Source organism: Guptibacillus hwajinpoensis, assembly GCF_005144865.1.
Taxonomy (GTDB): Bacteria; Bacillota; Bacilli; order Bacillales; family Guptibacillaceae; genus Guptibacillus; species Guptibacillus hwajinpoensis_A.
On sequence record NZ_SWFM01000004.1, the window covers coordinates 53,066 to 69,122 of the forward strand.

At 38.7% G+C, this 16,057-nt stretch carries 10 protein-coding genes; 7 read left to right on the forward strand and 3 right to left on the reverse strand.

Annotated features, from left to right (window positions below):
* Window positions 1-54: 54 nt before the first annotated feature.
* Together FBF83_RS14430 and FBF83_RS14435 are read right to left on the reverse strand one after the other, a co-directional pair.
* Complete coding sequence (locus FBF83_RS14430) at window positions 55-975, reverse strand: peptidoglycan-binding protein (protein ID WP_136947869.1); 921 nt, start codon at window positions 973-975, stop codon at window positions 55-57.
* A gap of 421 nt (window positions 976-1,396) precedes the next feature.
* Complete coding sequence (locus FBF83_RS14435) at window positions 1,397-2,557, reverse strand: TerD domain-containing protein (protein WP_136947870.1); 1,161 nt, start codon at window positions 2,555-2,557, stop codon at window positions 1,397-1,399.
* 353 nt (window positions 2,558-2,910) lie between these two features.
* Between FBF83_RS14435 and FBF83_RS14440 the strand changes: the two genes are divergently transcribed.
* From FBF83_RS14440 to essA, 6 genes are read left to right on the forward strand one after another with little or no spacing between them, the layout of a single operon-like run.
* Entirely contained in the window at window positions 2,911-3,204 is a 294-nt protein-coding gene (locus FBF83_RS14440; RefSeq protein WP_136947871.1) for a WXG100 family type VII secretion target, read from the forward strand.
* Between the two features lie 60 nt (window positions 3,205-3,264).
* A complete protein-coding gene (locus tag FBF83_RS14445) occupies window positions 3,265-3,507 on the forward strand; it encodes an EsaB/YukD family protein (protein WP_136947872.1) in 243 nt (80 codons plus the stop codon).
* 14 nt (window positions 3,508-3,521) lie between these two features.
* Complete coding sequence (gene essB, locus FBF83_RS14450) at window positions 3,522-4,772, forward strand: type VII secretion protein EssB (RefSeq protein ID WP_136947873.1); 1,251 nt, start codon at window positions 3,522-3,524, stop codon at window positions 4,770-4,772.
* 15 nt (window positions 4,773-4,787) lie between these two features.
* A complete protein-coding gene (gene essC, locus FBF83_RS14455; protein WP_136947874.1) occupies window positions 4,788-9,239 on the forward strand; it encodes a type VII secretion protein EssC in 4,452 nt (1,483 codons plus the stop codon).
* Complete coding sequence (gene esaA / locus FBF83_RS14460; RefSeq protein WP_136947875.1) at window positions 9,236-12,289, forward strand: type VII secretion protein EsaA; 3,054 nt, start codon at window positions 9,236-9,238, stop codon at window positions 12,287-12,289. Before essC ends, esaA begins: the two co-directional genes overlap by 4 nt.
* Window positions 12,279-12,755: a type VII secretion protein EssA gene (gene essA, locus FBF83_RS14465; RefSeq protein ID WP_136947876.1), complete on the forward strand. Its 477-nt coding sequence runs from the start codon at window positions 12,279-12,281 to the stop codon at window positions 12,753-12,755. The genes esaA and essA overlap by 11 nt, the downstream gene beginning before the upstream one ends.
* A 111-nt stretch (window positions 12,756-12,866) precedes the next feature.
* On the opposite strand, the gene FBF83_RS14470 is transcribed toward essA, so the two are convergent.
* Window positions 12,867-13,910 carry an SDR family oxidoreductase gene (locus FBF83_RS14470; RefSeq protein ID WP_136947877.1) on the reverse strand — a complete coding sequence of 348 codons (1,044 nt, stop codon included), beginning with the start codon at window positions 13,908-13,910 and terminating at the stop codon, window positions 12,867-12,869.
* A 471-nt stretch (window positions 13,911-14,381) separates the two neighbouring features.
* Here FBF83_RS14470 and FBF83_RS14475 point away from each other — a divergent pair, with 471 nt between their 5' ends.
* Entirely contained in the window at window positions 14,382-16,043 is a 1,662-nt protein-coding gene (locus FBF83_RS14475; protein WP_136947878.1) for a M4 family metallopeptidase, read from the forward strand.
* The last annotated feature ends 14 nt before the right edge of the window (window positions 16,044-16,057 follow it).

Consider the following 16,057-nt stretch of genomic DNA (forward strand, 5'->3'; position numbering starts at 1 on the left):
ATCGCAAAAAAACTGCCTGATCAATGATCAGGCAGTCGGTTACTTACTATTTTACTAGTTAAGAACTGTTACAGTTAATGTCTTACGACCAAAGTCTAGTGCATCTTGGCGATCAGCCATGAATAGGTCAATACGATTTCCCTGGATAGCACCGCCAGTATCACCAGCGATTGCTGTACCATAACCTTCTACATGTACTTTAGATCCAAGTGGGATAACATCAGGGTCAACAGCGATTACTTTTTGATTTGGATTTGCTCTTAAATCAATACCAGTTGCTGTTACACCTGAACAACCAGTACAAAACGCTGTATAAGCTGTTGCTTCTACGCTGATTTCTTTACCACTCTGCTCAGAAGATTTGCTTTCTGAGTTTGATTGCTTAGCAGAAGTGGAATTAGAGTTTGTAGCAGTCGTCTTCACTTCTTCTTTATTAGAAGCTTTAGCTGGTGCAGCTCCGCCATTCAATACTGACCATGTGTTTTTACCAGCAATACCATCTACTGCTAGGCCATTGTCAGCTTGGAACGCACGTACAGCTTGTGTAGTAATAGGACCATAAATTCCGTCTACTGAGTAGTTATAATATCCACCAAGCTTTTCCTGTAGTGCTGATACTGAATGACCGCGGTCACCCTGTACTAGCGTACGTTGAGCTTGTCCATTATTTACGTTTTGAATTGCTGAAAATGTATTTGGACCTGCGATGCCGTCAACTGAAAGACCGTGATCTTTCTGGAATTGCTTTACAGCACCTTCAGTAATTGATCCGTAGTATCCTGTAGATTCATCATAGTTGAAATACCCTTTGGCTGACAGTACATCCTGTAACTCGACAACGTCGCCGTGTTTTTCACCATAAGAAAGTGTTTGATCTCCTAGTGCCGCCTCTGAAACTACCGGACTAGCAAACATCATTCCAGCTAGTGCTGTGGATGTAACCACGTTTCTTACAATGTTTTTACGAGCTACCATGTATACATTCCTCCTGAGAGTTTTTAATATTGGTGTTGTTTTGTTTCTTTCTCAATCACCCATGTTCCACATGATAACAGGCAAATATAACACAGCGATTTTAGTCCAATAACAAGTCGGTTACATAAATATGACAGATTAATACGGATTTTATAACCTTTGCATAATATAGTACTATATTACTATTTACATGAGGGTTATATTACAATTGTGTCAGATTTTTGGTGGGAAGCCTATTTTTTGGTTCTGCAAAAAGAACAAAAACAAATAATAACTTTATAGATTGCATTATGAATAGACTATTTTACCTAGGTTAATTGGAATACAATGCTAATGAATGATTTACCCAAAACAAAAACAGCACACGTTAACTTGTCCGTGTACTGTTTTCGACTTTAATCCTTTTTCGAGCTGTAAATGATTACTTAAACTCAATTGGCCCTACATTCATTTCAAATGATCCATCGTTATACAAAAGTGGCGATCTCTCCGTACCACTCTTAGAATACTTCTCCACATGACTGACACTCATATCATGTAAATCAGTAAAGTCGATTTTAGCAATTGCAACCCAATAGGCAAATTTGTTGTTTTCAAACAGTGGTGACGTTACTCTTTGTCCCATTTGATTATCAACGACTGCTTTTGCTTTCATCGATTTAAAGCTGCCTATTCCATTCGAAACCGCACTATACGCTGAAAACAAAACGTACGTGAGCTCGGACGGTTTATGTACAATAATCGTTTCTTTCCCTGCTCCTTTGGCATCTCCATCTAACGTTATATATGGTTCTTTATGGGCATGACCTGGAGTCCGATAGTACACTTTTCCTTCTGTTCCATCTTTAAGTACATAGAAACAGTAGAGATCTAAATCTTTTTTACTTTTCCATTCAAGCGTAGCGACCACTTTCTCCGACTTCCTAATAGAGATCGCTTCTTTTTTCTTCAGAGTGACCGTTAATGGTACAACCGCTTCCTGTGTTGCCGCCACTGGTGGGCTATGAATGAATTCAAGGTGCTCTTTCTTGTCCTCATTGCTCTCAACTTCAATTCCGAAATTCTCACAAAGCGCCGCTAGCCCTCCAAAGAAACCACTACCAACCGCACTGAACTTCCAATCTCCCTTATGTAAATACAGTTCGCCGACAACAATTGCGGTTTCCTTCGTTAACTCTTCACCAAATGTAAATGTGACCAGGTTCTCTCCTGTTACTTTATCTGCAATGCGGAGCGATAAAGAGGACACTTGACCAAAATTCTGGCCCCTTTCTTCCCCTTCATGGATTGTTAACGTAAAGGCTACTTTTTGAATAGCAGGCGATATCTTCTTTAATGAAAGGTATGTTTCATTTCGATTGTCACCTTGTTTAATTTGCTTCACACTTTGATCAGCACTGATCGGCTGCCCATAAAATAAGAAACTTTCATCACCACTGCATTTATTTTCTTCATTTAATAGAAACGCAGCCGCGTCTACTTCAATTGTTTGATCATCGTTTTGCCATTCTAGCGTTACAACGAGTTCCGATACGCTTCTCCCTTTAGTAATCGGTACCTTCTGGCCTCTACTTAAGATCATTGTTTTCTCCCCCTGTCTAACATAGTTCGTTAGTATTATACCTTATTTTGGTAATAATGGTGTGGTGAAGGTGAAAATTACATGTAGATTCGCCACATTTATATTGATTTTATTAGAAAATAAGTGAACTCTATAAATTGGAATATCTTATACCATCAATCCATATTTTACATTTTCCTGTTAATAAAAAGGAATTCAAAAGGTATTATGGCATGGTCAATTAGTTTCATTTTATGACATTCTATATACAATACCTATCAAGTTATTACAAAATATGCTAACTATATATAGGAAAGACTAATGAATTTTTTATATTTATATGCACATTATTTAATTATGAGGAGTGGTTACAAATGGCAGGTCAAATTCGCGTAACACCAGAAGAACTAGTAGCAATGTCCAATCGTTATTCAACAGAGTCCGGTAGAGTTGGCGAGCAAATCGGAAACTTAGACGGGATGATTAATGAATTACGCGACATGTGGGAAGGTCAATCAAGTGTTGCATTTAGCGAGCAGTACGAAGCTCTGAAACCTTCATTCCAGCAAATGCAACATTTGCTAGAAGAGATTTCTACACAACTTAGAAACACTGCTAACTCTCTTGAAGATGCAGATGCACAAATTGCAAACCAAATTCGCGGATAAGAGATAAAGAATTGATCAGGAGCGCTTAACTTAGCGCTCCTTCCTTATGAGGTGAACGAAATGTACATAGAAGTAACTGTCGATCTCGGCCACTATAAGAAAGGTCAGTTCATTGACCTAAGACTTTCAAACTATCACTCCGTTAAGAAACTCATTGAAATTGTTTGCCAAACTGAGCAAATTGAAACTCCTCCTAATCAAAACCAATGGGTTCGGCTCGTGAATAAACACAAAATCGTAGCTGCTAATGAGCGTTTAATCGACGCTGGTATCATGTCCGGAGATCGAATTGAAATACTCTGAAGGAGATCACAACCATGTCGAATCAAGTGAAACCCTATCTTGAAACACAAATAGATGCGAACATTGTAAAAGAAAAAAATACGATTACCTTTCTGTTCCAGAAAGAGAAAATCAAATTCAATGATCTGTCAGAAGTTCATTTTCTAAGTCAAATCAATACAGGAATCTCTAGAACTATTGATCTGAATGAAGATGAGGTAAGCATACAACACGAGCTTTTACCCTCGGTAACACCTCTTTCAACCAAACTGAAAGAAATGAATGAAAGCGATCGCCTCGCAAGTGCTTATCAACTTGTGCAGAAAGTGAAAGATCACCGTTACTCACGTCTTAACTTAGTTGTTTGTCCTGATAACCTTGTAATGGATCAGGGATTGACGCCACATTTCTTGCATTTTGGGGTGAAGGAAAGCCTTCCTCCATACGAAGATAATCCTGAACGCATTCTCCAAGAAACACGGGCTGCCGTTGCGGCTATGATGAATCCGGAGCAATCATTCGAACATTATCTCTATTATTCTGACACACTCACACTATCATCAGAGCTAAAGCAGGTTCTAAAAGCAAAAACACTGAATGAGCTTCAGCCCATTATTCATTCGAGAATAGAAGCGTTACATAAGAAAGATTCAGAATTTGTAAAAGTAAATAAAAAGAAATGGAAAACGAGTCGTTATGTGCTACTTGGCGTCTCCATTTGCTTACTACCAACATTACTATACTCTCTGTATTCATTGTTCCTTCTCCAACCAAAACAAGAAAACATCGTACAGGCGCAGGAGAACTTTTTGACAAATGAGTATAGTGAAGTTGTGAACTCCCTTGAACCTTATGACATTGACGACATTCCAAAAGTGACACAATATCAGCTTGCCCTCTCCTACATCATTAATGAATCACTTACAGATGAGCAAAAAGAAAGTGTTCGGAATACGATCTCACTTCAATCTGATCCAAGGTATTATGAATATTGGATTCATATTGGACGGGGTGAAGCGGAACAAGCACTTGAAGTCGCACGTTATTTAGAAGATCGCGACTTATTAATGTATGGCATTCTGAAGCGTAAGGAACAAGTCAAAGCAGATTCAGATCTTGAAAGTGAAAAGAAACAACAGATGATTAATGACCTAGAGCAAGAGTTTGAAGAATATGAAAGAGAACTTAACGAAAAGCAAGAAAAACAGCCGCAAGAAGAGACAACGCAGGATAATCAAAAAGAAGATGAGAAAAAGCAAAATGATCAGAAGAAAGATGACAAATAGATTGGAGGTGGAAAAATGGAGCAATTATGGGCCTTCTTTCGAGATACCTATCAACGAGTTGACCTTGACCAAAGTTCAAGTCAAATTACAATCGGAACAAGTATGAATGATTCCATAACGAGCCCCTCAGACCAGATGGAACGTGTAACGATTGCATTTAAAAAAGACAGCTATTATATAAGCGACCAAGATGAAAAAGTCGTTGCATTGTCTCTAAATGAACGTATTTCCTTTCAACTAGGTTCTGAGGATGTAGCTGTCATGTTAACATCTCAATCTCAGAAGAAATCCTATTATATTGGAGCTCATGAGGAGATTACCGTTGGTAGATCTTCAACTGAAAACCATGTTGAACTCGAAACTCTTACAGAGAACGAAGGATTAGCGCTAATGCGCGAGAGTAAGCACTGGACGCTCAAACCTTCAGGTCATACACCTGTATATGTAAATGGATCTCTACTAACTAGAAGCACCAAATTGATGATTGGCGATATCATTTTCCTTCGGATGTTGACGTTCACTCTCATTGCAGACGATATGATTGAAATAACCTGTCCCGTAGAATTTCAAACATCTTTACCAGAAGCAATCATTCCGACATCTGAAATGAAGAAGAAATACCCAAACTATCGTAGAACGCCAAGAATGATGTATGAATTACCAGAGGATAAGATTGATTTATCATTTCCAACGCAAGAGTCAGAAAGAAACAATCGAAGTCTATGGATTATTATCCTCCCTCCTTTAATGATGTTAATTGTCATGGGGTTAGTAGCACTTCTTATTCCTAGAGGGATTTTCATTCTAATTTCTGTGGTGATGTTTACAACAACACTCGTCACATCTACTGTGCAATATTTCAAAGATAAAAGTCATCAAAAGAAATCAAAAGCAAGGAAGAAGAGGATCTACAAAAGATACCTTGAGGATAAACGCCATGAACTGCACGAATTAGCTCAAAAACAGCGCAAAGTGCTAACGTTCCACTTCCCTTCTTTTGAACGAATGAAATATTTAACGGAACAAGTTTCAGACCGTTTATGGGAGCGAAGTTTTGATAGTCCTGACTTCCTTCAATTTCGTTTAGGAACGGGAACGGTACCAGCAAGCTATAATATATCGGTCAATTCAGCAGATATGTCAACCCGAGAAATGGATGAACTTTTAGAAGAATCTCAGAATCTTAAACAAGTCTACAATGAACTGCATTCCCTTCCTATTACCGCAAATCTATTCCAAGGTGCGATAGGCTTAATCGGAAAAGAAACAGTAGTGAAAAATGAACTTCATCAAATCATCGGGCAATTAGCCTTCTTTCATAGCTATCACGACGTTAGGTTTGTTTATATATTTCATGAAGATGAATACGCCAATTGGGAATGGATGAAATGGTTACCGCACTTCCAAATGCCCAACTCATTCTCTAGAGGATTTATTTATAATGAACAAACGCGAGATCAGCTTCTCTCTTCGATCTATGAAATGATCAGAGAACGTGATCTAGAAGAAGATAAAGAAAAGATACGGTTTGCTCCGCATTACGTCTTTATCATTTCAAATCACAACTTGATATCGGACCACGTGATTCTAGAGTACTTAGAAAATGAACATACCCATCTTGGCCTCTCAACAATCTTCGTTGCAGAAGCCAAAGAGAGTCTATCAGATAATATTCATACTCTAATCCGCTATATTAACAAAAACGAAGGCGATATTCTCATCCAAGAGAAGAAAGCCTCCCAAATCTCATTTGAACTTGATGAGCACAAACAAAGTGATAATGAACAGTTCTCTCGAATGCTACGCACATTAAATCACCAGCGAGGCATTACGAATTCCATTCCTGATAAAGTATCCTTTCTGCAGATGTTAGATATGGAGGATATTAATGAATTGCCGATCTCACATAACTGGGTAACGAATCAATCATCGAAATCACTTGCAGCACCAGTAGGACTTAAAGGACGGCAGGATGTTGTTGAACTAAACCTCCATGAGAAAGCTCACGGTCCTCACGGATTGCTTGCAGGTACAACCGGGTCAGGTAAAAGTGAATTTCTACAAACCTATATCCTTTCACTAGCTGTCCACTACCACCCACATGAAGTGGCTTTTCTGTTGATTGATTATAAAGGTGGAGGAATGGCACAACCGTTTAAACAAATTCCTCACCTTTTAGGAACGATCACGAATATTGAAGGTAGCGAGAACTTTAGTACGCGCGCACTCGCTTCCATTAAAAGTGAATTAAAGAAAAGACAAACGATTTTTGATCAGTACGAAGTGAGTCATATTAATGACTACACATTGCTATACAAAAGTGGCGTAGCTGCCGAACCAATGCCTCACCTCTTTTTAATATCAGATGAATTTGCTGAATTAAAAACAGAGGAGCCAGAATTTATTAAAGAACTAGTCAGTGCTGCTCGAATTGGTCGAAGTCTTGGTGTCCATCTTATTCTTGCTACACAAAAACCTGGTGGTGTCATTGACAATCAGATTTGGAGTAACGCTCGTTTCCGCGTCGCTCTTAAAGTTCAAAACGTTGAAGATAGTCGTGAGATTCTAAAGAATGGCGATGCCGCCTCGCTAACAGTCACAGGTCGCGCTTACTTACAGGTTGGGAATAACGAGGTGTATGATTTATTCCAATCTGCTTATAGTCGAGCGACATATATGGAAGACACCTCAGACATGGAGGATGAAGTGGCCCTTGTTACTGACCTCGGTCTTGTTCCACTGTCAGAGCTTTCTTCATCTAAGGAAAGCAAGAAAAAGAAACAAAGCGAAATTGAAGTGATTGTCGATAAAATCGTCGATGTGCAGCAAGAGCTTGGTCTGAATCGCTTACCAAGTCCATGGCTACCACCATTAGAAAAACGGTTGTATCGTCATCAATACGTATCAGATCATAAGAAAATCACTTTTGCCCTACTGGATGAACCAGAAAAGCAAGCACAGTCTCCTTATGAATACGAACTAATAAAGGATGGAAACGTTGGTGTATTTGGATCGTCAGGTTTCGGAAAGACGCAAACAATCCTGACGCTACTAATGGGAATCGCATCAACAAACACACCTGAAGAAGCTCAATTTTATGTACTCGATTTCGGTAACGGTGGCTTATTATCAATAAAGAATTTACCTCATACGGCAGATTATTTCTTAATTGATGAGGAGCGGAAACTGAATAAATTACTGAAATACATTCAAGAAGAATTTACGAAGCGGAAGCGACTCTTCCAGCGCGAGGAAGTTAGTTCAATTACTATGTACAACCGAATGAATAACAAGCCTCTTCCTCTTCTATATATTACGATCGATAACTATGATCTCGTGAAAGAGGAACTAATGGATCTCGATCCAATCTTCACTCAATTTGCACGAGACGGTCAGTCACTTGGAATCTATGTAATTCTAAGTGCTACGCGTATGAATTCAGTTCGTCAGGCTCTCATGAATAATCTTAAAACAAAGATCGTCCATTATTTACTCGATAGCTCTGAAGCATACACTGTTCTTGGAAAACTACCGTTTGCTCCAGAAGCGATTCCAGGTAGGGCCATCATGAAGAAGGAACAAACATACTTTGGTCAAATTGTTCTGCCAGCTGAAGGCGAGGATGACTATGAGCAGCTTGCATCACTGAAAGAAGAGGTTCAAACGCTTCAAGAGAAATACCGTGATGCTACTAAACCGGAGCCAATTCCAATGCTACCGACAGATCTTACATTAGAAACATTCCATTCGTATATGCAAACATCACGATCAGTTAATGACTACCCGATTGGATTGCATGAAGAAACGGTTAAGCCCGTCTACTTATCCTTTGCGCAGACTTCCCATTGCCTTGTACTTGGACAGGCGCAAAAAGGTAAAACAAATATCATGCGACTTCTTACTCAACAAGCATTACAGCAAGAAGTCGATCATATTGCGGTATTTGATTCAATCGATCGAGGACTTTTCCATTTAAAAGATGAGGAAAATACGACTTATTTAGAAACAAAAGAACAAATCGAACAGTGGCTTGAACAAGTTACAGCTGAATTTAAGTCAAGAGAGGTCACCTATCATAAGAGTATTAATAGTGGTCAAACCCCACCTGAATTCTCGAAAATCTTCCTCTTCATTGATGGTTATGGACGATTTTCACAAACACTCGGGACTCTTAACCAGGATCGGATGACGGCTCTAATTAAAAACTATAGCCACCTTGGTCTAAGTATTGTTGCCTCGGGAAATAGCAACGAATTGACGAAAGGTTACGATCCGCTAACGGTCGAATTGAAACAAGTTCGTCAAATCATTCTTCTTATGAAGAAATCAGATCAAACACTAATCAGTCTGCCATTTGACCGGAAAGAACCTGATATTAAAGCTGGATTTGCTTACTATGTTCAAAGCGATAGCGCACAAAAAATCCAGGTTCCACTTGTTCAGATAGAAAGGAAGGTACATGCGTGAATGAAAAGAAAAGCATCCTTAAATTAATTCTTGTTACAGCGATCATTCTGGTTCTTCCTCTTGTCTACTTCACTTCAATTGGAGAAAATCCAATGAAAAAGAAGGAAAGCGCCACGAAAACAATCGCAGTCGTGAACGAGGATACAGGAACAAAAGAAGACGAAGAATCAGTTAAATTTGGGAACGACGTCCCTTCTATACTTAAATCTGATTCTAACTACAACTGGGAAGTCGTTGGACGCAGTGCAGGAGAAAATGGATTAAACAACCAGAAGTATGATGCGATCGTCTATATTCCATCTACATTCTCCCAGAAAATATTGACGTATGATGAAAATCAACCTGAACAAACAAAGCTAGAATTTACTGTTCAGAACCAGCTAAATGCCATCAATAAAGAGAAAGTATTACTCGAAATCGAACAAGCGACGAACCGAGTCAATACAAAGATGTCTTCTCTCTATTGGAACTATGTTTCAAATGATCTTGCAAATATCCAGGAAGAATTTGATCAAATCGTAGAGAAAGAGAAAGCATTCCAGCAGACGATGCTCTCTTTCTACACACCAAGTTCTAAAAACCTTGCAGATCAAATGGAGCAGCAAGTCTCCATGCTCGCTACTCTTCAATCTTCTTCAGAAAGTGCTGAGGAGCGTGCAGCAGTTCAAGCTGATACAATGGAAGGTTTCCAAGAAAACCTCGCTAACTTTGTAACCTCTACAAATGACTATCGCGAGTATCAACAAAAGCAACAAGAAGTACTGGAGCAAGTTCAAGCTGATTCAGTAGACTCGATTTCCCAAGCTACAGAAATGCCTCAGCCCATGTTCATGAACAATAAAGAGTTATTTGAAGGTGAATCTGAGAGCGTACTTCAAAACATGTCGCAAATGGAAAATCAATTGCTTGAACAGCAACAGATGTTTTCAGGACTGAAAGAACTACGTTATAACCAGGTCGAGCGCCAAGTCGACGATTTCTATACCTTGCAGGATCGGATTATAAACTATTACCAACAGCTAAAAGATTCAATGGTTCTGAATAATCTCGAAGGTGAAATCGCATCGCTAAGCAACAAATTGGGAGATGGAGACGATATCGTTATTCCTGATGATCCTGAACTTCCAGAGGTTCCTGCAGATCCAGAAGAACCATCTAACCCTGAAGACCCATCCGAAGAAGAGGATTCAATTAAGGATCTGAATCAACTTCTTAAAAGCTTACAGGATGAAGAGCCACCTGTTATAGAAGAAGATGGAGATAAAAAGGGTTCTACTCCAGTGGATTTAAGTGCGGAACGGAATGAGTTGTTAGCCATTGCACAAGAGATTTTGACATTACAAGAAACATTAACTGCCCTTGAGGAACCAAAAGTTGAAGATCTTGAGAAGGCTTCTACAAATTTAGTAACCCTTAAAGATCGAATTGAACAAACAGAACAGCAACTTCTAGCGAAAGAAGATGGCGACAATCCTCTTGACGGTGATCTAGAAGAACTGAAGAAGCTAGTTGAGACGCTGACAGAAGAAAATAAAAGCCTACTCGAACAAATTGGTGAACTCACTAAAAAAGTTGATGAGCTAACAAAAGAAAATGATAAGCTCACGACTCAGAAAGAGACACTAAGTGAACAGGTAGAGGTTCTAAAAGATTCAAACACTGAGCTAAAAGATTTACTAGTGATGGTATCTGATAAGATTTATCGTATCTCGTCAGGTATTAATGAGAAGGAAAATGCAATCTTAGCATCACCTGCCCTATCTCAAGCAAGAAAAGATAAGCTATCAGTCTATTTCCAGCGTCCGATCAAAGGTGCTAACTTAACGGATGTTCTACAGTACTACGCTTACCTTGATCGTTACGAAGCAACGCTGAATGGCATGCTTTCCAAAAATGATGTGAAAGAAACCGTTCTTCAAGACAATGATCTTCGCGAAGAAGTGAATAGCATGTTAGAACTTACAAGTGAAGAAAAAGGTCAGTGGGATGCTGTTGGTACACAGGTGCCGAAAACGAGCGACGCCCTTACCACCTTACAAGATGATTTCACTGTATTTCTAGCAGACTATAAGAACGTCTTAGACACACAACAAGCGGAACTACTAGAAAGCTTGAATGGAATTGAAGAAGAAGCAGGCAATGTTCTCACTCAAATGCAACAATCAGAGCAGCAGGCACCTGATGAAACAACACAGGGTGGGACACAAATCATCAGTAATCATGACCAAATCAAAAGCCAAATGAGTTCCCTGTATGAATGGATGGATTCCGTAGAAAACAGTCAATCTGAAATTCTAACATATACGGATGAACTCCAATCTCGAGTAGCGGAAGTGCAAACCGATGCGAACACGCTTAACAATAAATGGGATAACAACGTAGCATCCACGCTTATGATTCGAGATGATGTCTTTAACGTGATGGGCAATGCGTTCGTAGATGGACAATCGAATGATTACGTCTACGATTTCCTTGCCACTCCTATCGACGTGACAGGAAGCGTGTTTACAGATAAGAAAGACACCAATCTTCCACCGGTTGTTATCTTATTCGTTATTCTCTTAAGCAGCTTGTTAATTGGTTATGCAAGCTACTATTTCCAACATGGACCTTGGTGGCTACAAACCATTCTATTCTTAATGCTTACAAGTATCGTAGGTCTTGTTATAAGCTTATACAGCTTATCAATCTATCCATTAGGGAACGATCGATCGCTAGAATGGACAATTTTCACTATTTTACTATTACTAAGTTGTTCAGGCTTAATCCGAGTTGCCTTCATGGGACATCATTTAATAGGATGGTTTGTTACAGTTGGCCTTGTTGCCCTATTTGTGACACCACTACTAGCCCTATCAACACCAAACTTTAGCTTTACTGATCCAATGTCGAGAGTATATATGTCGATTCAGAACAGCACGCAAACTCTCTTTACAGAGGGCGCCATGATTCTAACCGCCGTTTTGATCGTCCTGATTATCCTTCAATATGCGTTAAGCAAACGATCATCATTGACGCAAATTAAAGAGGGTGAGGCTCATGAAGCGTAAGCTCATCAGCCTCATCACCCTGGTCTTTCTCTGCTGCCATCTTGTTCCTGTAGCAGTAGAAGCGAATACGAACATTAACGAGCTTTTACCGAATGAATACCAGAAAAACAAGTTCAAGAAAAATACCGACTTCATTCATGACACTTCGAGCAAAGAAATGGGAGAGATTTCAGAAGATCAAAAAACCATTGCATTTAACGGAGAGAAAACATTCGATCCTGAACCTACCATCAATCAATTGTTTCTCTCGATGGGTGCAGAGAACAGTACCATTAAAGATAAAGCAGAGAACCTGAAGCTATTCTCTGACACTGAGACGGCCGCATTCCAACCTATGGTAACAGAGGATACTGCAACAACTTCGTCCTCTTTTCAATTATTGATTGGAATATTAATTGGTGTATTTCTACTAGTCCTTGTTATTGTGTTAGTGATCTATAATCGTTTTTCGACATCAACAAAATAAACGAGATACAAATAACGAGAAAAAGCTACGACCTCTAGGGGCCGTAGCTTTTTCTCATACTATGAAGAACCATTCGACATATTCTTACAAATACCGGGTGGTGACAGGCACTTACTTACTCCCAGAAATGATTGTTCTCAGTACATCTTCGTTTAGATCGAGTGGTTGGACATTACTTTCATTCAACAGTTGTCTTGTATTGGTATCATCAAATGTTAAGGTTTTATCCAGGTATTGATGGAAAACTTTCATTGGTTCATTGAATTTCATTTCTTGCTCTGTTAATTCTCCATCATAATTAGTAGACACCAGTTCCACCTGATTGAAATCAAGCTCTGATTTTATAGTCTCAAAAACGAGTTGATTCGTTGGTGGTTGAGAATTCGTAATATGATAGATTTCCTTATTCTTAGAATTCTCCAGTCCAGCTACTAATACATCTACGACATAATCCACCGGAACTAGATTTTGTGCTGTATCTTGAGCACATAAGAATTTAACTCTATTAGAAGGGATTTCCTTTTTACGTTCCATCCTCTTCTTCATAATCTCAAAGCTTCTGATAACGCCATATAAAGCAAAAGTTGTCTCAGCTTCCCCTGTTCTTGAGTCACCGATTATAATCGACGGTCTGAAGATCGAAACGTTGAAATGATCTTCATATTCAAATACAAGATGTTCTGCATGACATTTGCTTTGTTCATAATAATTAACGAAACCATTATCAACAGAATGAAGAGTTTCACTAGCATACAGTTGATCACCAAGTGTATAAGCTGTACTAACATGGTAGAAGTTCTTAGCTTGGATATCCCTCGCAAATTCTAATATATTTCTTGTTCCATTCACATTTATATCAAAAGTTTTTTCCTTTTCACTATCATCAAACGACAGATACGCAGCGATATGATATACCGTATCAATCGTGCCTTTTAATCCAGCTATATTATCGTTTGAAACTCCAGCATGATCCATCATAATATTACCTTCAATAATGAATAATTTACTTTGTAGTTCGGCTGACATAGATTTAATTAAATTAGCAGCTTTTCGCTCATTTCGTGCGAGAGCATAGACCGTATGTCCTTCACTTAATAACCTGATCGTCAATTGCTTTCCTACAAAACCTGTCGCACCAGTTAGAAGTATATTCATGTTGTTATTTATCCCACCTAAACTATCGATTAGTAAATCGTAGTAGTAATTTCACTATGACACATCTTATCAAAGTTTAGCATAGAAAGCTTCATGAAACAGTAATTGCAACATAAAAAACATCTATTCAAGATTCTGAATAGGTGCTTACGCATTACTTTACCTTATCAGGTAATTTCTTTTAAGAATAGGTCGATTGAATTCCTAAAATCATGTATAGACATACAAATTCCCTATTCTTTTTATCTTTATTCGAACTACTATGGGACTAAGCTTAAATCTATCAGCCTAGTACCTTTACCTTCTATCATATCAACCAATTCCCTTTCATAACTTCTTTTCCATTCATTTACACAGTACTTTAGTCTTAATTTTCCATTATTTCATATTTTAAGATAATTACAAATACTCATGAACTAAGACTTTATCCCCTCTATAATTGTAAATAGATTACATTTAGGAGGGTTTTATTTGAAAAGAAAAATTATTGCACCACTTGTTGTAACAACCGCACTACTTTCTGCTTCACTGCCATATAACAATGTACTGGCCGTTCAGCCTGATCATCAAATAGAAAAGCATGAAGTTAAGAAATGGAACGAGAACGCTAACGTTCCACTATTTGTTAAGGAAAAGCATGCCAAACGTCAGTCCGCTACTTCTAATGATGCACTTAACTATCTTGAAGAAAATAAAGATAAGGTCAAAATTAAGAAACCGAAAGCCGAACTTAAAGTGGACAAATCCGTTAAAGATGAGATTGGGATGACCCACGTTCGCTTTAACCAAACAAAAAACGGTATACCTGTTGAAGGTGCAGAAGTTATTGTTCATTACAATGCAAACGATGAAGTTACAGTCGTAAATGGTGTATATAATACTCAAATAGAAGAAAGCGAGCTAGATACAACTCCAGCTGTATCTTCAGAAAAAGCTCTGGAAGCAGCAACATCTTCCGTAAATGCGCCGAACAAATTAGATCAGCTTCCAACATCTGAGCTTGTCATTTATCCATTTGAAGGGCAAAATCATTTAGCTTATAAAGTGAATGTAAACTTTCTGGGAGATGAGCCTGGTAACTGGTTCGTGTTTGTTGATGCACAATCAGGTAACGTTATTGATAAGTACAATGCGATTATGGACGCAAACCAATTCAAAACACAACACGGCTCAGGTACTGGTGTATTAGGTGATCATCGCCTACTTCATATCACAAAAAGCAAAGCTGAGAATGAAGGAACGACTTTTCAATTAGCTGATTTTAGTCATGAGGGCTTAGAAGGGATTTTAACCTACGACTACTCGAATGAGAATGGTGAGATTAATCTATTCTCAAACAAGAGTGCATCATTTAAATCAGATTACGATCGACCTGCAGTAGATGCTCATTATAATTCAGAACAGGTGTATGACTATTATCTAGACGAGCATGGGCGCAATTCTCTTGATGATAACGGTATGCCAATACAATCAGTCGTTCACTTCGGAGAAAACTACAACAATGCTTTCTGGACTGGTAAGTATATGGTTTATGGCGACGGTGATGGAGAATTTTTCATCCCATTATCAGCTAGCTTAGATGTAGCCGCACATGAAATGACGCATGGAGTGACGTCTAATTCAGCAAATTTGATCTACAAATTTCAATCAGGTGCACTAAATGAAGCATTCTCAGATATTTTCGGGGCTTTAATCGACGATTCTGACTGGGAAATAGGAGAAGATATTATGGCTCCTGACGCTGTCGCAAATGGCAGAGAATCGTTAAGGAGCTTAAGTGATCCTAGTAAGTACCCTGTTGGATCTAAGTATGCACCATATGGTAACGGTGAAGGAATGTATCCTTCCCATATGGATGAATTCTATGATTTGCCTGGAAATTTAGATAACGGAGGCGTGCATATTAACTCCTCTATCATTAATCATGCCGCTTATTTAACAGCTCAGGACATTGGGCGTGAAAAGCTTGGGAAGATTTACTATCGTGCGCTAACACAATATTTGACGCCAACTTCAGACTTCAGTAATGCGCGTCAAGCGATTATTCAGTCCGCTGTTGACCTTTATGGTGAGGGTAGTTCGGAAGTTGAAGCTGCTACAGGCGGTTTTGATTCTGTAGGTATCACCGAATAAATCATTTTATTGAA